The 21,196-nt window shown below is 67.0% G+C and carries 17 protein-coding genes; 6 read left to right on the top strand and 11 right to left on the bottom strand.

Going from position 1 to position 21,196, the window contains the following annotated elements:
* Positions 1-33: 33 nt before the first annotated feature.
* The 8 genes from ACTIAO_RS02495 to ACTIAO_RS02460 form a co-directional block, all read right to left on the bottom strand.
* A complete protein-coding gene (locus tag ACTIAO_RS02495; protein ID WP_441904742.1) occupies positions 34-1,767 on the bottom strand; it encodes a Na+/H+ antiporter in 1,734 nt (577 codons plus the stop codon).
* A gap of 108 nt (positions 1,768-1,875) precedes the next feature.
* Positions 1,876-2,256, bottom strand: a complete 381-nt coding sequence (locus tag ACTIAO_RS02490; RefSeq protein ID WP_441904741.1) for a VOC family protein — start codon at positions 2,254-2,256, stop codon at positions 1,876-1,878.
* Positions 2,257-2,358: 102 nt separating this feature from the next.
* The gene (locus tag ACTIAO_RS02485; protein WP_441904740.1) at positions 2,359-2,976 is read right to left on the bottom strand and encodes a response regulator; all 618 of its coding nucleotides are present in this window, start codon (positions 2,974-2,976) and stop codon (positions 2,359-2,361) included.
* Entirely contained in the window at positions 2,973-4,091 is a 1,119-nt protein-coding gene (locus ACTIAO_RS02480; RefSeq protein WP_441904739.1) for a sensor histidine kinase, read from the bottom strand. The genes ACTIAO_RS02485 and ACTIAO_RS02480 overlap by 4 nt, the downstream gene beginning before the upstream one ends.
* Before the next feature lie 10 nt (positions 4,092-4,101).
* Positions 4,102-4,863 carry an ABC transporter permease gene (locus tag ACTIAO_RS02475; protein WP_441904738.1) on the bottom strand — a complete coding sequence of 254 codons (762 nt, stop codon included), beginning with the start codon at positions 4,861-4,863 and terminating at the stop codon, positions 4,102-4,104.
* Between the two features lie 2 nt (positions 4,864-4,865).
* Positions 4,866-5,822, bottom strand: a complete 957-nt coding sequence (locus tag ACTIAO_RS02470; protein WP_441904737.1) for an ABC transporter ATP-binding protein — start codon at positions 5,820-5,822, stop codon at positions 4,866-4,868.
* A gap of 169 nt (positions 5,823-5,991) precedes the next feature.
* On the bottom strand, positions 5,992-7,860 hold the full coding sequence (locus ACTIAO_RS02465; RefSeq protein WP_441904783.1) for an FAD-dependent monooxygenase: 1,869 nt from the start codon (positions 7,858-7,860) through the stop codon (positions 5,992-5,994).
* A 2-nt stretch (positions 7,861-7,862) separates the two neighbouring features.
* Positions 7,863-9,236, bottom strand: coding sequence for an MFS transporter (locus ACTIAO_RS02460; protein WP_441904736.1), 1,374 nt, complete (start codon positions 9,234-9,236; stop codon positions 7,863-7,865).
* Positions 9,237-9,363: 127 nt separating this feature from the next.
* Between ACTIAO_RS02460 and ACTIAO_RS02455 the strand changes: the two genes are divergently transcribed.
* From ACTIAO_RS02455 to ACTIAO_RS02430, 6 genes are read left to right on the top strand one after another with little or no spacing between them, the layout of a single operon-like run.
* Entirely contained in the window at positions 9,364-10,866 is a 1,503-nt protein-coding gene (locus tag ACTIAO_RS02455) for a fumarylacetoacetate hydrolase family protein (RefSeq protein WP_441904735.1), read from the top strand.
* Complete coding sequence (locus ACTIAO_RS02450) at positions 10,863-11,555, top strand: GntR family transcriptional regulator (RefSeq protein ID WP_441904734.1); 693 nt, start codon at positions 10,863-10,865, stop codon at positions 11,553-11,555. Before ACTIAO_RS02455 ends, ACTIAO_RS02450 begins: the two co-directional genes overlap by 4 nt.
* Positions 11,556-11,568: 13 nt before the next feature.
* Positions 11,569-13,107, top strand: coding sequence for a 5-carboxymethyl-2-hydroxymuconate semialdehyde dehydrogenase (hpaE, locus tag ACTIAO_RS02445; protein ID WP_441904733.1), 1,539 nt, complete (start codon positions 11,569-11,571; stop codon positions 13,105-13,107).
* 52 nt (positions 13,108-13,159) lie between these two features.
* Positions 13,160-14,323 carry a 3,4-dihydroxyphenylacetate 2,3-dioxygenase gene (gene hpaD / locus ACTIAO_RS02440; protein WP_441904732.1) on the top strand — a complete coding sequence of 388 codons (1,164 nt, stop codon included), beginning with the start codon at positions 13,160-13,162 and terminating at the stop codon, positions 14,321-14,323.
* Positions 14,320-15,108, top strand: coding sequence for a 2-keto-4-pentenoate hydratase (locus tag ACTIAO_RS02435; protein WP_441904731.1), 789 nt, complete (start codon positions 14,320-14,322; stop codon positions 15,106-15,108). The genes hpaD and ACTIAO_RS02435 overlap by 4 nt, the downstream gene beginning before the upstream one ends.
* A complete protein-coding gene (locus tag ACTIAO_RS02430) occupies positions 15,093-15,905 on the top strand; it encodes an HpcH/HpaI aldolase family protein (protein WP_441904730.1) in 813 nt (270 codons plus the stop codon). The genes ACTIAO_RS02435 and ACTIAO_RS02430 overlap by 16 nt, the downstream gene beginning before the upstream one ends.
* A 97-nt stretch (positions 15,906-16,002) precedes the next feature.
* On the opposite strand, the gene ACTIAO_RS02425 is transcribed toward ACTIAO_RS02430, so the two are convergent.
* The 3 genes from ACTIAO_RS02425 to ACTIAO_RS02415 are packed head-to-tail and all read right to left on the bottom strand — an operon-like array spanning position 16,003 to position 21,196.
* Entirely contained in the window at positions 16,003-17,163 is a 1,161-nt protein-coding gene (locus ACTIAO_RS02425) for an ROK family protein (protein WP_441904729.1), read from the bottom strand.
* Between the two features lie 35 nt (positions 17,164-17,198).
* The gene (locus ACTIAO_RS02420) at positions 17,199-18,776 is read right to left on the bottom strand and encodes a family 43 glycosylhydrolase (protein ID WP_441904728.1); all 1,578 of its coding nucleotides are present in this window, start codon (positions 18,774-18,776) and stop codon (positions 17,199-17,201) included.
* Positions 18,773-21,196: a glycoside hydrolase family 3 N-terminal domain-containing protein gene (locus tag ACTIAO_RS02415; protein ID WP_441904727.1), complete on the bottom strand. Its 2,424-nt coding sequence runs from the start codon at positions 21,194-21,196 to the stop codon at positions 18,773-18,775. The genes ACTIAO_RS02420 and ACTIAO_RS02415 overlap by 4 nt, the downstream gene beginning before the upstream one ends.

The following is a 21,196-nucleotide window of genomic DNA, read 5'->3' as shown; positions in this document are numbered from 1 at the left end:
ACGCGCTGGTGCGCGCGCGGCGTGCGGCGCGCCTCAGTCGGGCTGCTCGATGCCCTCCAGGCGGATCTGGTCCAGATCGAGCCGCGCCGAGATCCGATAGACGATGAGATCGTCGACGGTGCCCGCCCTGCGCAGCCGGCGCAGCACTTCCCGCTCGTGATCGAGCATCGCGAGTTTGAGCCGCGAGAGCTCGTCGTGGCGCAGGAGGGGCGAGCGCTGCTCGAGGTCGACGTCGGTCGAGGTGGCCACCATCTGCAGCGTTCTGCCTTCGGTCACGGTGGGGGCGCTGCTCAACTCGACCGAGCCATCGGCAAGCGGGTCAGGGGCATCCAACAGATCCTCCATCGCCCCCACTTCGGCGTCGATGAGCGTCCGCTCCCTCGCCATCGCCCGGGCGTTCGCAAGCTCCAGCATCTCGTAACCATCGCGCCGCACCCGATCACGAACCTCATCGCTGATCCCGTGCTCGGCGGCGAGCACGTCCAGCGCCGCCATCGCCGATCCGGAGATCGCGCGTTCGGCGAGCTCGAACTCCTCGTCCTCGCCATGGTCAACGGGGTACCGTGCCCAGCGCACCACGGCGGGCAGCAGCGGACCCTGCACGAGAAGACTGAGCAGGATCACCCCCGCCGTGACGAAGATGATGTCGTCGCGGCCGGCGAGCGGTGAGCCATCACCCATCGCGAGCGGCACCGACAGCGCGATCGCGAGTGAGACCGCGCCGCGCATTCCGGCGACAGTGCTCACCACCTGCATCCGCGTACGCAGGCCGAACGGATGCGGTGTGCCGCCGCCCATCCGCTGGAATGGCACGGCGAGCATTTGGAACAGGAATCGCACCACGAGCAGCGTCACCCACACGGCGACCGTGGCAAGCGTGAGCCAGCCGATCATCCGCAGCGACGTCTGGTGCACGACCCACTGCACCTCCAGACCAATCAGGACGAACAGCGCTCCGTTGAGGAGGAAGACGCCGAACGGCCACACCGACTCCGCCTGCCGTCGCGAGGCTGCGGTGGTGACCTGCGCGCTGACGTAGGCCGCGATGAGACCGGCGACGACAACAGCCAGCACGCCGGAGGCGTGGATCATCTCGGCGATCATGAACGCGGTGAACGGCAGCAGCAGCATCGTCACGTTGATCGTGATCGTCTGGTGCACACGACGAAGCACCAGCCACGCGGCCGCCGCGACGACGACTCCGACGATGATGCCGCCGAGATAGGAGACGATCACCGTCCACGAGATCATCAGCGGGGTCACCTGGCCGCCGACGGCGAGGGACACGGCGATCGCGTAAAGCACGAGCGCCGTGCCGTCGTTGGTGAGGCTCTCGGCCTTCAGCTTCATGAATGCGCGCCGCGGCAGCAGCTTTCCCAGTGCCGCGACGGCCGTGGCATCCGGCGGCGCGACAGCAGCACCGAGGACAAGCGCGATCTCCCAGGGCATCCCGAACAGCACGGCGACGCCGGCCACGGCGAACGCCGACGCGACGACGAGCAGAGTGCTCATCGGCAGGATGTATCGGAAGTCGCGCCGAATCGACCGCAGCGACGTCGTCAGACTCTCCCAGAACAGCATCACCGGCAGGAACAGCAACAGCACCGTCTCCGGCGGCAACTGCACCTCCCGCAGCGCGGGTACGAACCCCAGCAGCAGGCCGAAAACCACCAGCACGAGCGGCAACGCGAGGCGCACCCGCGGCGCCAGCATCGTCCCTGCCAGAATCGTCAGCCCCAGCAGGACTGTGATCTCCAGACCTTCCATGCGCGCCACCCATCTGCCGTCGCGGGCGTACGCGCAACGTGCGAAGAAACACAGCGCCCGTCAGGGAAACGGTATTCCCGATGCGTCAGGTGCGAAAGAGGTTCTGCGTCAGCGGGCCGCGCTGTAATCGGGCAGCTCCTGCAGCGTCCAGGTGTTGCCGTCCGGGTCATCGAACGTGACGAACCGGCCCCACGCCTGCTCATCGACGCCACTGGCCTCGACACTGGCATCGCGCAACTGCGCCAGCGCGGCATCCGCATCGGGCACGACGACCTGGATCGTGTTCTGCTGGCCGGGTTCGAGCTCGATGCCCAACCCCGTACCGAACGCGATCGAACAAGCCGACCCCGGCGGAGTCATCTGCACGAAGCGCAGGCCTTCGAACGGAGTCTGATCATGATCGGCATTGAAGCCGATCTTCATGTAGAACTCTTTCGAGCGATCGACGTCCGTCACCGGCACGAAGATGAGTTCGATCTTCCAGTCCATCATCTGCTCCTTGCGGCGGGCATCGGCGCCCGACCATGATCCACGCTACGCGCGGGGTCGGACATTGCGACAGACAGAGAGAGGGAGACAGCGAGAACCGGGTCAGATCCAACCCTTGTCCTGGGCGATCCGCACCGCCTGTGCCCGGTTCGACGCATCGACCTTGCCGATCGCCGCCGAGAGGTTGTTGCGCACGGTCCCCGCCGACAGGAAGACCTCCGACGCGATCGCCGCGGCGCTTCGCCCATCGGCCGCAAGCCGCAGGACCTGCTGCTCACGATCGCTGAGCGGGTTGGCCCCCTCGAACAGGCTCGCCTCGGCGAGCGCCGGATCCACGACGCGCAGCCCCGCGTGCACCCGGCGCACAGCATCGGCGAGCTGCTCCACAGCGGCATCCTTGACGATGAAGCCGCTTGCGCCAGCATCCAGTGCGGCACGCAGATAACCCGGCCGCGCGAATGTCGTAACGATGAGCACGCGCGTATCGGGGCTCGCGGCACGCACGGCTTGCGTCGCGGCGATCCCGTCCATCCCGGGCATCTGAATGTCCATCAGACACACGTCCGGCGTCGTCTGCGCCACGAGCTCGGCAGCGGCTTCGCCATCTCCGGCGACGCCGACGACGGTGAGGTCGTCTTCGAGCTCGAGCAGCGACGCGAGCGCTCCGCGCAGCATCGCCTGGTCGTCGGCGATCACCAGCCGGATTCGATCGGCGCTCACCACGTCACCTCCACGTGCGTGCCCCCGGCGACGCCTGCGCGCACCAGGAGCGCTCCGCCGCCGGTCGTCGCACGCTCGCGCATGCCGCGCACGCCGTTGCCCTCGCCTCCCGAGAAGCCGCGACCATCATCGATCACCTCGAAAACTCCGGCGGCGATCCGCACCGTGACCGTTTTCGCGGCGGAGTGCCGCAGCACGTTGGTCGTCGCCTCACGCAGCACCCAGCTCGCCGTCAACGACTGCGCGGGCGAGAGCGTCGCAGCATCCCCCTCGACGCGCATCGTCACGTCGGCGGACCGCAGCGCATCGCGGCACGAAGCCAGCTGCTCGGTCAGCGCGGCGCTGCGCACCCCGGCGACCGTGGCACGGACACCGGCGATCGCTTCGGCCGTGAGGGATTCGATGTCGGCGAGCTCTGCCTTCGCGCGTTCAGGATCGCTGTCCATGAGTTTGCGCGCCAGCTGCGCCTTCAGCTTCACCACCGTCAACGAATGGCCGACCAGGTCGTGCACGTCGCGGGCGACGGCTTCGCGTCCCTCGCTCGTAGCGAGTTCGAGGCCCAGCCGCTCCGCCTCGTCCGAGCGGATGATCAGGGTCGTTGAGACCGTGTTGACCACGGCGAGCAGGACGATGATCGCAAGCACGGTCAGATACGTCGCACCGGCCGGCGTGAAGAACACGACGGCTACGGTCACGACGATGCACACCGCGCTGGTCAGCCAATGCGCGAGGCGAGTGAGCCCGTACGACGCGAACGACATGATGAACGGAAGGAAGCTCAGCGCTCCCCCGCCGACACTCGGAACGGTCAGAGCGGCGCACACGATCATGCCGCCGAATGCCACCCATTGGATCGGCATGGGCGGCTTCGTGAGCCCGCCGCCGCCGAAGCTCATCCCGTGGATGAACCCGGCGACGTACACGATGATGAAAGCGCACAGGGCGATCCAGCCGGTGATGATCCAGCCCTGCGCCGCGTTCGACTGCACCAGCGCGATCACCGGGTACGCGAGGAACACGAGCCAGACGGCCGCCATGATCCAGCCGAATCGCTCCCAGGGAGACTCGGCGCCGCTCTTGCGACGCCGAGTCCGGCCTGCCGCCTCACCCATCATGGTTTCGACCCTATCGGCGGGAGTACGAGCGCTTGACGCCGGCCGCCACGAGAAGGGCGAACAGTCCCAGCCACACCATGATGTTCAGCACGATGATCCAGATGCTGTCGGTCTGCCCCGTGGCGAGGACGCCATCGGTCAGCGGCCAACGACTCAGCGCCACGAACCCGTACAGCGGCGTGAATCGGGCGATGTCGAGCATGACTCCGTCCAGCGGCATGAAGACGTTTCCGAAGAAGGCGAAGAACGTCATCGAGATGGATGCCAGCGCAGCCGCCGTGTCGGAGTTGAAGAAGAGTCCCACGCCCAGTCCGTACAGTCCGAACATCAGGCCGATGCCGAGCATGATGCCCGCCGATGCCCACCAGCGCCACACATCGGATGCTTCGGCTCCGGTCGCGATCCCGGCGATGAAGACGAGGAGCACGGCGAGCGCGGCGAAGGACACCGCTGTGGTGAGCTTCGTCATCGCATACCCGGTGGTGCCGAGCGGAGTCATGGCGAGCTGGCGCCCCCACCCCTGCTTCGACTCGGTCGCTGCGAGCGAGGTGATCGAACTCATCGCGACAGCGCAGCCGTAGGCCGCCATCGACACCATGATGTAGAACTTGACGTTGCCGTGACCGGCGGGGATATCGCCATAGCCCATACCCGCTCCGAAGAGCAGGTACATCGCCACCGGCATCCCGAGCGTGAACGCGAGCGTGTAGGGGTTGCGGATCTGACGCATCGCTTCGACGCGCATCATCGTGGGTGAGATCGAGATGGTCATGATCAGTCCTCCGTCAGGGCCGTGAAGGCGGTTTCGAGGGTGGGAGCGGCGATCTCCAGATCGCGGGCGCCAGCGTTCAGAAGAGCGGATGCCGCGGCATCCGAGTCCGTCGCCCGCAGGCTCACGCGCTCACCGTCGACGCGCACGTCGCTGATTCCGTCGATGTCCTGCAGGCTCCGCACCAGTGCATCGGCACCGGAGTCGGGCAGATTCGCCGCGAGCGTGCGCCCGCCGAGGTTCGCGCGCAGCTGGGCGGTGGGGGCATCCGCGACGATGACGCCGCGGTGCATGACGACCGTGCGGCGCGCGAACTGCTCTGCCTCTTCGAGATAGTGCGTGGCGAAGAGGATGGTGCGTCCGGCATCCGCATCTGCGCGCATGACGTCCCAGAAGTGGCGGCGTGCGGTGACGTCCATGCCGGCGGTCGGTTCGTCGAGCACGAGGACGTCGGGATCGGCGACCAGAGCGAGTGCGAACTTCACCCGCTGCTGCTCGCCTCCGGAGCATTTGGCGATGCGACGGCGGGCGATCGACTCGAGGTCGGTGCGCGCGAGCACATCGGGAACGCGTGAGAGCGCCTCGCGGCCGTGCAGAGACGCGATCACTTCGACGGTCTCGCGGACGGTGAGATCGGACAGCAGACCGCCCGTCTGCAGCACCCCGGCGATCATGCCGGCCTTGGCCGCCTTGCCCGGCTTGTCGCCGAACACACTCACGTTGCCTTCCGACGGCTCCGCGAGACCCAGCAGCATGTCGAGCGTTGTCGTCTTGCCAGCACCGTTGGGGCCGAGGATCGCGACGATCTCGCCGCGACGGATGCTGAGGTCCACGCCGTCGACCGCTTTCACGGTGCGCTCGCCCAGACCGAAGTGCTTATGCAGGTTCTCGATGGAGATGGCGGTGTCGGATGCCGCAGCGGCGGATCTCGTCGAAGTCAGAGTTTCCGGTGAAGTGCTCATGCGTCAAGCCTGGCGCAGAGGCCCCACGAGTTCCGGAGGTCGCTGTCACTTCCTCTGCATGACACATGTCACGCGGTGGGGCCCACCCACGCCGGTTCAGGTCGCAAACTCCGTCGGTATCACGCAGCCAGAACGACCGAGTTTGCGACCTGAACGGGGCCCGTACCCACTAGGCGGGGAGGAATGCCCCCTTCAGGAACGATTCGAGCTCGGCCGTGGCATCCAGGGGCAGCACGGCGGCGACGTACTGGTCGGGACGCACGACGACCACGACACCGTCCCGGGAAACCTCGCGCTCGGCGAAGATGTCGTCCTTGCACCAGGTGTTCGGCGCAGCCGTGTAGACCTTCTCCCAATCGGTCAGCCTCAGCGGGCCGCTCTTCGGCAGGAAGAGCTTCGGCACCGACAGGATGTCGATGTCCTCGTACGCGTCCTGGTAGATCGCCTTGACGTCGAAGATGGCATCCGCATCGGCATCCGACGGGGTGAATCCGGCAAGAACCGGCCCCGCGACGGACGCCCACTCCCCTACCCGCGAGCCGCCGGCATCGGCGAAGACGTAGACGCGCCAGCGTCCGTCGGCCCTCGCGTGATGACCGAGATGCACGGCGTTGCCGTCGCAGACCCGCACCACTTCGACGGACTTGAAGCGCCGGCCCAGCGGGAACCCGGCGGCGAGCGACTGGTGCTCGTCGGTACCGGTGATCGCCGACGGTGAATAGTGCGTCATGAACCCGGACGGGAATTCGGCCGTGGCGAGGTAGTAGTTCGACAATTCCTGCGGGTCCGAGATCTCCTCCGGCTTGCGTGCCATCAGCGACGACCACTCCCGATCGAAGTCGATCAGCTGCTGCGCGACGGGCTGCCGCTCGGCGGTAAAGGTGGCCAGCAGCGACTCCGGATTACGGCCGGTGAGCACGGACCCGAGCTTCCAGCCGAGGTTGAAGCCGTCCTGCATCGAGACGTTCATCCCCTGCCCTGCCTTGGCGCTGTGCGTGTGGCAGGCGTCGCCCGTGAGGAAGACGCGCGGCGTGCGCTCCGAGGCGCCCGACACGTCATCGAAGCCGTCGGTCACGCGGTGTCCGACCTCGTACACGCTCGACCAGGCGATCTCCTTCACATCCAGTGAGTACGGATACAGGATCTCGTTCGCCTTCTCGATGACCTTTTCGATCGGAGTGCTGCGCACCTGATGGTTGTCGTCTGCGGCGACTTCCCCGAGGTCGACGTAGACACGGCTGAGGTAGCCGCCCTCGCGCGGAATGTGCAGGATGTTGCCCGCCTCCGCGTTGATGGCGCATTTGGTGCGCCAGTCGGGGAAGTCGGTCTCCACCATGATGTCCATGACGCCCCAGGCGTGCGCGGAGAATTCCCCGACGTGCTGGCGTCCGATCGCCTCGCGCACACGGCTTCGGGCGCCATCGCAGCCGGCGACGTACTTCGCGCGGATCGTGCGTTCTTCGCCCTCGCGCTCGCCTGCGGCATATCGCACCCGAACTTCGACGGGGTACTCGTCACCCTCGTGCACGGTGAGCCCCAGGAACTCGACGCCGTAGTCGGGTGTGATCCTCCCGGGACCGATCTCCGCGGCCTCGGCGAAGTAATCCAGCACGCGCGCCTGGTTCACGATGAGGTGCGGGAACTCGCTGATCTTGAGTCCGTAGTCCTCGGTGCGGGTCGTCCGGATGATGTTGCCGGGGTTCTCCGGATCGGGGCCCCAGAAGTTCATGAACGCGATGTTGTACGCCTCCGCGGTGATCCGCTCGGCGAATCCGAATGCCGCAAACGTCTCGACGCTGCGCGGCTGGATGCCGTCGGCCTGACCGAGCGGAAGCCGTCCGCCTCGACGTTCGATGATCCGTGTCGTGACACCGGGGAACTGCGACATCTGCGCAGCCATCAGCATGCCGGCCGGCCCCGATCCGACGATGAGCACGTCCATCTCGTCCGGAAGGTCGGCAGGACGATCGATGCCTGTGCCCGCGGCGCCGGCGACGCGCGGATCCTCGGAGACGTAGCCGTGGTGGTGGAACTGCATACTCATGCCCTCGACATTCCGTAAATGGGACTGACGGCCTGCTCTTCTTCATGATCGGGTCCCAGCGGAATCCCGCTGCGATCGCGCAGCAGCAGCGTCGCGGTCAGACCGATCAGCGTCATACCGGCGAGATACCACGTGACCATGTCGGTCGAGCCTGTCGCATCCACGATGGCCGCGGCGATGGTCGGCGCGAACGCACCGCCGACAATCGCGCCGATCGCGTACGAGATCGAGACGCCGGAGAATCGGATGGATGCCGGGAAGAGCTCGGTGTACAACGCCGCCTGCGGTCCGTACGTGAATCCGAGGCCGATCGTGAGGATCGCCAGGCCCAGGAACAGGAGCCCGACATTCGCCGTGTTCACGAGCGGGAACAGCAGGAAGACTCCGACCAGCTGCAGGACCCACCCGATGATGTAGGTGCTGCGTCGACCGATCTTGTCGGAGACCCACCCGGCCAGCAGGGTGGTGAGCAGCCAGGTGACGGCCGACCCGGTCACCGCCCACAGCACGTCGCCGCGTTCCAGACCGATCGGTCCTTCCGGGTTCGTCGCGTAGCCCTGGATGTATCCGCCTGTGGTCATGTATCCGACCGCGTTGTTCCCGGCAAACACGAGCGCGGCGATGACCACGAGCAGCGCGTGCTTGCGGAACAGCTGCACGATCGGCATCTTCGCCTTCTCCTTGCGCGCGGCGAGCTCCGCGAACACGGGGCTCTCCTCGACGTTGCGACGGACGTAGTAGCCGATGACGATGAGCACGACGCTAAGCAGGAACGGGATGCGCCAGCCCCAGGCGAGGAACTGGTCGCCGGGTGCGACAGCGGTCATGATCGCCATGACGCCGGACGCCAGGAGCAGCCCCAGCGGGACACCGATCTGCGGTGACGCGCCGAAGATTCCGCGCTTGTGCTTCGGAGCGTGCTCGACGGCCATCAGCACAGCGCCGCCCCACTCGCCACCGGCGGAGATGCCCTGCAGAATGCGGAGGAAGACCAGCAGGATCGGCGCACCGATGCCGATGACCTCGGCCGTCGGCAGCACACCGATCAGGGCCGTGGCAGCGCCCATGAGGATGAGAGTCCACATCAGCACGTGCTTGCGGCCGAACTTGTCGCCGAAGTGCCCGGCGAGGAAAGCACCGAGCGGCCGGAACAGGAAGCTGATGCCGACCGTCGCGAATCCGAGGATCACGGTGTTCGTGCCCAGTGCCGAGAAGAACAGTTGTCCGAAGACCAGGCCGACGGCGGTGGCGTAGATGAAGAAGTCGTACCACTCGACGGTGGTTCCCACGACGGTCGCGAAGACGACGCGACGGCGATCTGCGGCACTCGCGATGGTGCCGGTCGGCGTGAAGCCGGGCTGATCAGTCATTGATGCTCCTTTTATGACGTCGTTGTCCCGGGTGCGGAAGTCATCCTTGCAACCCGTTGTCCAGATGATATACGATTTCAAATACATCGCACAAGGGCGATGCTCATGACGCAAGGAGGCGCTCACTGTGACGGAACAGATCACTCGGTCAGACCGGATCGGTCGCCCTGGCAAGATCATCGCCATCCACCTCAGCTACGCATCCCGCGCTGACCAGCGCGGGCGACGTCCGGCAGCGCCCTCTTATTTCTTCAAGGTGGCAAGCTCGGTCGCAGCATCCGGCGGCACCGTCGAACGCCCCGCCGGCACCGAGCTGCTGGCCTTCGAAGGCGAGATCGCGCTGATCATCGGCACCCCGGGCCGCCACGTGGGTCTTGAGGATGCCTGGTCCCACGTCGCATCCGTCACCGCCGCCAACGATCTCGGCCTCTACGATCTGCGTGCGAACGACAAGGGCTCGAACGTCCGCTCCAAGGGCGGCGACGGCTACACGCCGCTCGGTCCGAACCTGATCGATGCCCGCACGATCGATCCGGAAGACATCCGCGTGCGCACCTGGGTCAATGGTGACCTGCGTCAGGATGACAACTCCGCAGGCCTGATCTTCCCGCTCGCGCAGTTCGTCGCCGATCTCTCCCAGCACTTCACCCTCGAGACCGGGGATGTCATTCTCACCGGGACTCCGGCAGGCTCCTCTGTAATCGTCCCCGGCGATGTCGTCGAGGTCGAGGTGGATGCTCCGAACGCGCCGGGCGCGCCGACATCCGGCCGACTGGTGACCACCGTCACGCAGGGCGACGTGTCGTTCGATGAGTCGCTCGGTTCCCTTCCTGCGGTCGATGACACGCAGCGAGCGGATGCCTGGGGCACGGACCCTTCGACCGCTGAGCCCGTCGAAGCGTCCGGACTCTCCCCCGAGCTGCGGGCGAAGCTCGAGCAGGCCCCGACCGCGGGCCTCTCCGCCCAGCTGCGCAAGCGCGGCCACCACCACTGCTTCATCGACGGCGTCGCCGTCAACATTCTGGGCACGAAGATCGTGGGCACCGCGCGCACGCTGCGCTTCCTCCCCGCCCGCGAAGATCTCTTCGCCAGCCACGGCGGCGGGTACAACGCGCAGAAGCGACTGTTCGACGCGGTCGGCGAGGGCGAGATCATCGTGATCGAGGCCCGAGGGGATGCCACGACCGGAACTCTCGGCGATATCCTCGCGCTGCGCGCTACCGCCCGCGGGGCGGCCGGCGTCGTCACCGACGGCGGTGTGCGCGATTTCGACGAGGTCGTCCGCATCGGGCTGCCGGTGTTCTCGCAGGGTGCGCACCCGTCGGTTCTCGGACGCAAACACGTCCCGTGGGATGTCGACGTCGCGATCGCGTGCGGTGGCGCTGCGGTCGAGCCCGGCGACATCATCGTCGGCGACGGCGACGGCGTGATCGTGATCCCGCCGGCACTCGTGGAGGACGTCGTCGATGCGACGCTCGCGCAGGAGGACGAGGACGCCTGGATCGCCGCTCAGGTCGAAGCAGGGCATCCGGTCGATGGGCTGTTCCCGATGAACGCCGAGTGGCGTGCGAAGTACGAAGCCCGCTCGGTTGCTGAGCCTGTCGAAGCACAGGGATCGGAGCCGCGATGAAGACTCCCAGCAAGTCCCAGCAGGCGTACCACTGGATCAAGGAGCGCATCTCCGGCCAGACCTACACCCCCGGGTACCGCCTGGTGCTTGGGAGCATCGCCGGCGACCTCGACATGAGCGTGGTGCCGGTGCGCGAGGCGATCCGACAGCTCGAAGCTGAGGGGCTGGTGCAGTTCGAGCACAACGTCGGCGCGCGCGTGTCGATGGTCGATGACACCCAGTACCGGCACAGCATGGAAGCGCTCAGCATCCTGGAAGGCAGCGCCACGGCACTGGCAACCCGCCACCTCACCGCCGATGATCTGAAGCTCGCCCGCGCGATCAACGCGAAGATGATCGAGACGCTCGACCATTTCAATCCGTCGGCGTTCACGCAGCTCAATCAGGAGTTCCACGAGACGCTCATCGCTCCTTGTCCGAACCCTCGAGTGCGCGAGCTCGTCGCCGTCGAGATGGCGTGCCTGAACCGTCTGCGCGATTCGACGTTCAGCTTCGTGCCCGGCCGCGCGCACGAATCGGTGCGCGAACACGAGCAGATCGTCGCGCTGATCGAGAACGGCGCCCCCGTCGACGAGATCGAACACGCCGCCCGCGCGCACCACACGGCAACGCTCGACGCCTTCCTGACCCAAGAACACACCAGCACCCACGAACTCGACGACGACGCTGTCGCCGCACCCGTCCACTGATACCGGAGGAACCATGACTGACTCACGCATTCCCCAAGATCTGCCGGATCACATCCAGCACTACATCGACGGCCGGTTCGTCGATTCCGCCGATGGCAGCACCTTCGACGTGCTCGATCCGGTGACCAACAAGAACTACACCACGGCCGCAGCCGGCAAGAAGGCCGACATCGACCTCGCAGTCGCCGCCGCTCGGCGAGCGTTCACGGACGGCCCCTGGCCGAAGATGCTCCCCCGTGAGCGCAGCCGCATCCTGCACAAGATCGCCGACATCGTCGAGTCGCGCGACGCCCGCCTCGCCGAGCTCGAGTCGTTCGACTCCGGCCTGCCGATCACGCAGGCACTCGGCCAGGCCAGGCGCGCCGCCGAGAACTTCCGCTTCTTCGCCGACCTGATCGTGGCGCAGTCCGACGACGCCTTCAAGGTGCCGGGCAAGCAGCTCAACTACGTCAACCGCAAGCCGATCGGCGTCGCCGGCCTCATCACGCCGTGGAACACGCCGTTCATGCTCGAATCGTGGAAGCTCGGCCCCGCGCTCGCGACCGGCAACACGGTCGTACTCAAGCCCGCCGAATTCACCCCGCTCTCAGCATCCCTCTGGGCCGGCATCTTCGAAGAAGCCGGGCTTCCGAAGGGCGTCTTCAACCTCGTCAACGGTCTCGGTGAAGAAGCCGGCGATGCCCTCGTGAAGCATCCGGATGTGCCGCTCATCTCGTTCACCGGCGAGAGCTCGACCGGCCAGCTGATCTTCGGCAATGCCGCCCCGTACCTCAAGGGTCTGTCGATGGAGCTCGGCGGCAAGAGCCCCGCGATCGTCTTCGAGGACGCTGATCTGGAACTCGCGATCGACGCGTGCATCTTCGGTGTCTTCTCGCTCAACGGCGAGCGCTGCACGGCGGGCTCGCGCATCCTCGTCCAGCGATCGGTGTATGAGGAGTTCGTCGAGCGCTACGCCGCGCAGGCGAAGCGCGTGAAGGTGGGACTGCCGAACGACCCGACCACCGAGGTCGGCGCGCTCGTGCACCCGGAGCACTACGAGAAGGTCATGAGCTATGTCGAGCTCGGCAAGACCGAAGGCCGACTCGTCGCCGGCGGCGGGCGCCCGGAAGGCTTCCCCGAGGGCAACTTCGTGGCCCCGACCGTGTTCGCCGATGTGCCGTCCGACGCGCGGATCTTCCAAGAGGAGATCTTCGGACCGGTCGTTGCCATCACCCCCTTCGACAGCTGGGCCGATGCGCTCGAACTGGCGAACAACACCAAGTACGGCCTCGCCGCGTACATCTGGACGAATGACCTCAAGGGCGGCCACAACTTCGCCCAGTCCGTCGAAGCGGGCATGGTGTGGCTCAACTCGAACAACGTGCGCGACCTGCGCACCCCGTTCGGCGGAGTGAAGGCATCCGGTCTCGGACATGAGGGGGGCTACCGCTCGATCGACTTCTACACCGACCAGCAGAGCGTGCACATCACACTCGGCGCCCCGCACAATCCCACCTTCGGCAAGCAGCAGGTGCACGAGGCAAGCGACCTCGACGACCCGGATCCCCGCTGACCCTTCGACGGGCTCAGGGATCGAAAACTACTCTCTTAGCAAGGACGCTGACATGACGAACCGTAAAGACATGACTCTCACCTCATCGGGCTACTACGTGAGCCAGGAAGCGCCGATCGAGACCGACAACCCGATCGCGACGCCGCAGGCCTCCCCGCCCGATATCCTCCGCTGCGCGTACATGGAGATCGTGGTCACCGATCTCGCGGCATCCCGCCAGTTCTACGTCGACATCCTCGGCCTGTACGTGACCGATGAGGACGACGACGCGATCTACCTGCGATCGACCGAGGAGTTCATCCACCACAATCTCGTGCTGCGCAAGGGGCCGGTCGCTGCTGTCGCGGCGTTCAGCTACCGCGTGCGCACCCCTGAGGACCTCGACCGCGCTGTCGAGTTCTTCACCGAACTCGGCTGCGACGTGCGCCGCGAGACGAACGGCTTCGTCAAGGGCATCGGAGACTCGGTGCGCGTGATCGACCCGCTCGGCTTCCCGTACGAGTTCTTCTACCAGGCCGACCACGTCGAGCGGATGTCGTGGCGCTACGATCTGCACGTTCCCGGTGAGCTCGTGCGCCTCGACCACTTCAACCAGGTCACCCCCGACGTGCCGCGCGCGGTGAAGTACATGCAGGACCTCGGCTTCCGCGTCACGGAGGACATCCAGGACGAGCAGGGCACGGTCTACGCCGCATGGATGCGCCGCAAGCCCACCGTGCACGACACCGCGATGACCGGCGGCGACGGACCGCGGATGCACCACGTATGCTTCGCGACGCATGAGAAGCACAACATCCTCGCGATCTGCGACAAGCTCGGCGCGCTGCGTCGCTCCGATGCGATCGAGCGAGGCCCCGGCCGCCACGGTGTCTCCAATGCCTTCTACCTCTACCTGCGCGACCCGGACGGGCACCGCGTCGAGGTCTACACCCAGGACTACTACACGGGTGACCCCGACAACCCGGTCGTCACGTGGGATGTGCACGACAACCAGCGTCGCGACTGGTGGGGAAACCCCGTCGTTCCCTCCTGGTACACCGACGCATCGCTCGTGCTCGACCTCGACGGCAACCCGCAGCCGGTTATCGCCCGTACGGACGACAGCGAGATGGCTGTCACGATCGGGGCCGACGGATTCTCGTACACGCGTCCTGACGACAAGGACGAGATGCCGGAGTACAAGCAGGGCGAGTACAAGCTGGGGCACCAGTTGTGACGCTTCCCGCAGAGACCATCTCGGCGCTGGCCGCCGAGCTCGCCGACGCGGATCACGCGCACAGCGTGATTCCGCGGATCACCGCGCGATACCCGGATGCGACGATCGAGGACTCCTATGCCATTCAGGGCATATGGCGGGATTCTCAGGTCGCGGCCGGCCGGAAGCTCGTCGGTCGCAAGATCGGGCTGACCTCGAAGGCGATGCAGCAGGCGACCGGCATCACCGAGCCCGACTACGGTGTGATGTTCGACGACACGGTGTACCCGTCGGGGTCGGAGCTGCGCTTCGACGACTTCTCGAACGTGCGCATCGAGGTCGAGTTGGCCTTTGTCCTCGCCCGGCCGCTGGAGGGTCCGGACTGCACTCTCGACGATGCTCTCGCGGCGATCGACTACGCGGTCCCCGCGCTCGAAGTCCTGAACTCGCACATCGAGCTCGAGGGCCGCACGATCGTCGACACGATCAGCGACAACGCCGCCTACGGCGCGATGGTGCTGGGAGACGTGCACATGCGTCCCGATGAGATCGACCTGCGCTGGGTGCCCGGCGTGCTCTCGCGCAACGGCGAGATCGAGGAGACCGGCGTCGCGCAGGGTGTGCTCGGTCACCCCGCTACCGGCGTCGCGTGGCTGGCGCACAAGTTCCATCAGCACGGTGCGCGCCTCGAGGCGGGCGAGATCATCCTCGCCGGGTCGTTTACGCGCCCGATGTGGGTGCATAAGGGCGACGAGGTCCACTGCGACTATCGAGAGATGGGAACCATCACATGTCGTTTCGTGTAGAGCCCGCGCCGTCGTTCCGCTCGCGGCTGGCGGACGCGACGCGCCCGCTCGTGGGCGCTTGGATCTGCTCCGGCAGCCCGGTCGCCGCTGAAATCGTCGGAGGCTCCGGGCTCGATTGGACGCTGATCGACGGTGAGCACAGCCCGATCGGGCTGGAGTCGATTCTCACCCTGCTGCAGGCTGTCGCACCGTACCCGATCACCCCGTTGGTCCGTGTGCCGTCCAACGACATCGTGCTGATCAAACAGTTCCTCGATGTCGGAGCGCAGAACATTCTGGTGCCGATGGTGAACTCCGCTGAGGATGCCGCAGCCGCTGTCGCCGCCACCCGCTACCCTCCCCTCGGCATCCGGGGGGTCGGCAGCGCGCTCGCGCGCGCCGGGCAGTTCAACCGCATCGAGAACTATCTGCAGCGCGCGCACGAGATCACGTCCCTCACTGTGCAGATCGAAACGGATGCCGCGGTGCGCAGCGCCCGCGAGATCGCGGAGGTCGACGGGGTAGATGCCGTCTTCATCGGCCCGAGCGACCTCGCAGCATCCATGGGATTGCTCGGTCAGCAGGAGCATCCCGATGTGGTCGCCGCGGTGGAGCAGACGATCGCCGAGGTGCGCGCCGCAGGCAAGCCCGCAGGGGTCAATGCGTTCAATCCCGACATGGCCCGCCGCTACCTCGCTGCCGGAGCATCCTTCGTCCTGGTCGCCGCCGACGTGTCGATCCTGGCGCGTGCGACCGAGCGTCTCGCCGCCGAGTGGATCCCCTCCGCCGCCGACGCCCCCGAGCGCGCCAGCTACTGAGGCCAACCCCGCCGGTTCAGGTCGCAAACTATGTCGCTCTCAGCCGTTCTGAGCGACGTAGTTTGCGACCTGAACGAGGGTGGGTTTCGGGTGCGGGTCACCCGAGGGGGTCGGCGAGCAGGCGTGAGAACGCAGCCTCGGCGGCACCGATGAGCAGGCGGTCCTGACCGAGAGCGGCCGACGCGATCTGCAGGTCCTCGGATGCGACGGCCAGCGAACGCTCGCGCACATCGGCATCGAACGCGTCCGCATTACGATCGCGCAGGATGGCGAGGAATCCGCCGAGCACGATCATCGAGGGGTTCAGTACGTTCACGGCATTGCTGATGGTCGCGGCGAGCACACCCTGCTGCCGGGCGACCTCGTCCTCCGCGGTGGGCCCGGCGCCGTTCGCAAGGGCTGCAGCGAGCACCGCGTCGTCTCCGCTCACCAGTTTCGCCGCTGACATGAGCCGAGCGCGACCCACCTCGTCCTCGAGCACACCGTCATGCGTACGCCGATGCGCCTCGTGCGCGATGCCGGGACGGGTCTGTCCCCATTCGCCGGCATAGCCGCCGGCGCCGCGGACGAGCCGCCCGTCGAGGATCACCCCGCCGCCGATACCGCTCGCGCCGCCGTTCAGATACACGATGTCGGAGTGCTCCCGCGCAGCGCCGAAGAGGTGCTCGGCGCGCGCGCCCAGCGATGCGTCGTTGCCGACGGCCACCGGAACCGCGAGAGCGTCGGCGAGTGGCTGCGCAATGTCTTCGTCGCTCCACTGCAGATGCGGTGCGAGCCGGATCAGGCCATCGCTGGAGCGCACCAGGCCTGGCACCGCGACGCCGATGCCGACGATGCGACTGCCGGCGAGTTCGTTGTCCTGCCATGCGCGGACGATCCGCGTGACGATCTCGACGACCTCCGCGACGTCGGGGCGAACCACCTCGATGCGTGTGCGCGCGCGCACTGAGCCGCCAAGGGAGACCGCACCGATCTCGATCGCGTCGACCTCGGGGTTCACCCCGATCGCCACGACATCCTCGCTGCCCGTGACGATCGGGCTCGGCCGTCCGACCCTGCGCGACGGGTCGGGTTGCTGTTCGACGACGAGCCCGTGCTCAGCCAGAGCGATGACGAGATCAGCGACGGTGGACCGGTTGAGGCCGGTCTCCGCGGTGAGCATCGACCGCGAACGCGGACCGGAGTGGTGCACGAGTCGCAGCACGTCGCCGAGATTGGTGCGCCGCACCTCCTCGACTGCCGTCGCACGTTCCTTCATCGAGGTACTCGTTCCTGTGGCGGGGTCAATGGGACTCAGGCTACCGGCGTCGGCGCCATCTCCTCGGATGGTTGATAGCTGAAGTCGAGGATTCGCACGCTTCCTTCCGGTGCACGCCCGTTACTGGTGGCGAAGACGCCGATCCAGATCCCGAGGAAACCGCCCGTCGATGATGCATCCAGTTCCCGCCCATCGACGGTCGCGAGAACCTCACCATCCGCGACCAGTTCGTACTCGTATCCCCGAGCACGTACGCCGAGATGCATGGATGCTGCCGCCCGAACAGTCCGCTCCGCGCAGACCGAATCACTATCACCACGGCGGTGCACGGCCTGCACGCGCAAGCCGTCATCCGTCCTCGTCACCTGCACAGTCGCAAGGTCTCGCTCGGACTGCCGCACGACGAGACCGGCTGTCTCCCCCTCGGCGAGCGCGGACACGTCGATCTCGGCCATCGCATCGACATCGGCATGCTGCTGCCGCACGCCGAGGAAAGCCACCGTTCCGGCATCCGTCAGTGATTCGGCGCGCACCGGCAGGGTCCAGGTGTCCCCGCCGACGGCGATCTCGCCGGGCAGCGCCCGAAGCGCCGTCCACCGCGAGTCGCTCGGCGGGATCGCACCCGCTCGCCGGCTATCCGGCTGCCAGCTGCCGTCGGCCGCGGCATCCGCAGCATCCGCCCAGGGGATCTCGACCATCTCCGGCAGAAGGCCGCGGCCGGGTGCGAACACGGGCCAGCCGTCCTCCCACACCACCGGACACAGGAACGTCTCCCGCCCCAGCGGATAGTGCTGTCCGTCTGCTGCGCGCATCGCGAGCATGATCGCCTGCCATGATCCGTCCGGTGCCTGGATCAGATCGGCGTGCCCGGCGCCGATCACTGCGGCGCTGCGGCCGAGGTGGCGGTGGGTGAAGACCGGATTCGCACGGTTGCCCTCATAGGGACCGGTGATCTCATCGGCGCGCGCCACGCTCACGGCGTGGTGGTACTCGGTGCCGCCCTCGGCCGCGAGCAGATACCAGCGCGGACCGATCCGATACAGATGCGGGCCCTCCGCCCAGACCGCACCGTTGACCGCGCCCCGCCAGATCACGTGCTCGTCGCCGACAAGCGCCTGCTCTGCCGGGGAGTACTCGCGCACCCAGACCTCGGTCTGGTGGTACCAGTCCGGATCCTCGACGAGTCGTGTCCCGTGCATCCAGACGCGTCCGTCCGCATCGAACGCCACGGAGGGGTCGATGCCGCGCGCGTCGAGCCAGATGGGATCGCTCCAGGGGCCAGCGGGATCCTCGGCGGTGATCAGGAAGTTTCCGCCACGGGTGTCGTCATGCGGGTCGACCATCGTGCAGACGATCCAGAACTTCTCGCCATCGTGTCGGATGGTCGGTGCATACAGGCCGCCGGACGAGACGATTCCGTCGAAGTCCAGCATCCCGCTGCGATCGATCGCATGGCCGATCGTCTCCCAGTGCACGAGATCGCGCGAGTGCATGATCGGCAGCCCCGGCAGATATTCGAATGTCGATGTAACGAGGTAGTAGTCCTCACCGACACGGCAGACCGATGGGTCGGGATAGCATCCGGGCAGGATGGGGTTGGATGCTGTGATCACTCGAACGACACCTCCACCAGGCGCGCATCGGCCGCAGTGACGGGATGCACATCACCGACGATCGAGAGGATCCGAGCGGGCGTGGCATGCCCGGGTATCTCCCGCTCGTGACGATCACGGGCGTTCACGATCACGCCTCCGGTCGCATCGCCGCGCTCCAGCGCCGGCGTCGCCGCCGCATAAGAGCCGATCCAGACCGCGACATCGCCGGGCTCGACGATCCGCGTCCCGTGTCGGTCGGTGAAGGCGAACCGGGATGCCGGAACATCGAAGCTCACCCGGCGGGACTGCCCTGGCGTCAGCGTCACTCGGGCGTAGCCGAGCAGCTGCGCGACGGGGCGGGTGACGGATGCGACAAGGTCTCGCCCGTAGACCTGCACGACGTCCGCTCCCTCGCGCTGTCCGGTGTTGGTCACCGTGACCGAGACGGAGAAGTGCCCCGCCGTGGTCGCCTCGGCGTCGACGGCGAAATCGGCGTACTCGAACGACGTGTACGACAGGCCGAAGCCGAACGGACGCACCGGCGTCGGGTCGGTCGAGGTGACATCCGATGGCCCGCCGAGGACGGGGTGGAGGTAGCTGTACGGCTGCGCGCCCGCCGAGCGCGGCAGGCTGACGGGCATGCGCCCGGACGGTGACGTCGCGCCGGTCAGCACATCGGCGATCGCTGTGCCGCCCGCTTCACCGGGGAAGAACGCCTGCAAAACGGCGGCAGGACGAGTCCCATCCGCATCCAGCGCCCACTCGATCGCATACGGCCGTCCGGTGATCAGCACCATGATCACCGGCGTTCCCGTGGCGGTGAGGTGCTCGACGAGCTCGCGCTGCACACCGGGAAGATTGAGCGACTCGACGTCGTTGCCCTCTCCCACCGTGCCGCGCCCGAAAAGGCCCGCCTGGTCGCCGACCACGACGATCGCGACGTCGGCATCCGCTGCCGCCTGCGCCGCGGCGGCGAACCCGCTGCGGTCATCGCCCTCGACATCGCTGCCGCGGACATGGACGATCTCCGCGTCCGGCAATGCCTCGGTCAGCGCCTCGCGCACGGTCGGGATCTCGAATCCGTTCTCGTATCCCGGGTGATGGGCGAGCACATGATTGGCGAAGGAATAGCAGCCCTGCAGGGCATCCGTGCGATCGGCGTTCGGGCCGATCAACGCGATCCGCCGGGCTGTGCTCGCCAGCGGCAGCGCACCGTCGTTGGACAGCAGCACCAGCGACTGGGCCGCCAGGCGCCTCGCCACGTCGCGGTGACGGGGCGTGTCGAGGTCGATCTCCGCGGGCGGCTCGCCGTCGAAGGCACCGGGGTCGAGCAGGCCAAGCTGCTCCTTCTGCATGAGCACGCGGATCACGGCACGATCGAGGTACGCCTCGTCGAGTTCACCGGTGCGGACCCGCTCGATCAGCGGTGCGAGATAGGCGTCGCCCGTGGGCAGTTCCACGTCGATACCGGCCTTCAGCGCCAGCTCGGCAGCCTCGCCGCGGTCTGCGGCAACCGCATGCATCACTTCCAGGAACGCAACGGCGAAGTAGTCGGCGACGACGACACCGTCGAAGCCGAGGCGCTCGCGCAGCACATCCGTGAGCAGTTCCGGATCGGATGCCACCGGCACACCGTCGATCTCGGCGTAGCTGTTCATGACGCTGCGGACGCCGCCGTCGCGGATGGCCATCTCGAATGGAGGGAGGAAGACGTCGGCGATCTCCCGCGGTCCCGCGGAGACCGGGGCATGGTTGCGTCCGGCGCGCGATGCGGAATAGCCGAGGAAGTGCTTCAGCGTGGCATGGACGCCTTCGGACTGCAGACCCTGCACGTACGCGGTGCCGACCGTGCCGACGAGGTAGGGATCCTCCCCGATGCACTCATCGACCCGGCCCCAGCGCGGGTCGCGGATGACATCGAGAACCGGGGCCAGCCCCTGATGGATGCCGAGCTGGCGCATCGATTCACCGATGAGCGCGCCCATCTCTGCGACCAGCTCGGGGTCGAACGAGGCTCCCCACGCCAGCGGCGTCGGGAACGTCGCGGCCTTCCACGCGGCAAGGCCGGTCAGGCACTCCTCGTGCACGATGGCGGGGATCCCCAACCGCGTCTCGGTCTTCAACCGCCGCTGCTCGGCCCACAGCCACGCCGCACGATCGACGGGTTCGACCGGTCGAGTGCCGTAGACCCGGGTGTAGTGGCCGATGCCGTGACGGGTGATCTCGGTCAGCGCGCCGGAGCGCTCGGCTCCGCCCATCTCGTTCTGCATCGGGGCGACGACCTCGCCGCCCTGATCGAGCCAGTAGCCGACGAGCTGCGCGGATTTCTCCTCGAGCGTCATCTGCGCCGCCAGTGCGCTCACCCGCTCGGAAGCGACGGGGAATGCCGGAATGTCCGCGGTCATGAGAGATGTCTCCAGAGGTGTGTCGTCAAGCAT

This window comes from Microbacterium sp., from assembly GCF_052099035.1.
Lineage (GTDB): Bacteria > Actinomycetota > Actinomycetes > Actinomycetales > Microbacteriaceae > Microbacterium.
The sequence above is the reverse complement of the archived record's forward strand: the minus strand, read 5'-3'. Positions and strand labels throughout refer to the sequence as shown.

Bases quoted from the DNA above. Each gene is read 5' to 3' on its own strand.
- ACTIAO_RS02495 (WP_441904742.1), bottom strand. From the start codon at position 1,767: ATGGAAGGTCTGGAGATCACAGTCCTGCTGGGGCTGACGATTCTGGCA.
- ACTIAO_RS02465 (WP_441904783.1), bottom strand. From the start codon at position 7,860: ATGCAGTTCCACCACCACGGCTACGTCTCCGAGGATCCGCGCGTCGCC.
- ACTIAO_RS02430 (WP_441904730.1), top strand. From the start codon at position 15,093: ATGTCGTTTCGTGTAGAGCCCGCGCCGTCGTTCCGCTCGCGGCTGGCG.
- ACTIAO_RS02470 (WP_441904737.1), bottom strand. From the start codon at position 5,822: ATGAGCACTTCACCGGAAACTCTGACTTCGACGAGATCCGCCGCTGCG.
- ACTIAO_RS02475 (WP_441904738.1), bottom strand. From the start codon at position 4,863: ATGACCATCTCGATCTCACCCACGATGATGCGCGTCGAAGCGATGCGT.
- hpaE (WP_441904733.1), top strand. From the start codon at position 11,569: ATGACTGACTCACGCATTCCCCAAGATCTGCCGGATCACATCCAGCAC.
- ACTIAO_RS02480 (WP_441904739.1), bottom strand. From the start codon at position 4,091: ATGATGGGTGAGGCGGCAGGCCGGACTCGGCGTCGCAAGAGCGGCGCC.
- ACTIAO_RS02415 (WP_441904727.1), bottom strand. From the start codon at position 21,196: ATGCTTGACGACACACCTCTGGAGACATCTCTCATGACCGCGGACATT.
- ACTIAO_RS02425 (WP_441904729.1), bottom strand. From the start codon at position 17,163: ATGAAGGAACGTGCGACGGCAGTCGAGGAGGTGCGGCGCACCAATCTC.
- hpaD (WP_441904732.1), top strand. From the start codon at position 13,160: ATGACGAACCGTAAAGACATGACTCTCACCTCATCGGGCTACTACGTG.
- ACTIAO_RS02460 (WP_441904736.1), bottom strand. From the start codon at position 9,236: ATGACTGATCAGCCCGGCTTCACGCCGACCGGCACCATCGCGAGTGCC.
- ACTIAO_RS02450 (WP_441904734.1), top strand. From the start codon at position 10,863: ATGAAGACTCCCAGCAAGTCCCAGCAGGCGTACCACTGGATCAAGGAG.
- ACTIAO_RS02490 (WP_441904741.1), bottom strand. From the start codon at position 2,256: ATGGACTGGAAGATCGAACTCATCTTCGTGCCGGTGACGGACGTCGAT.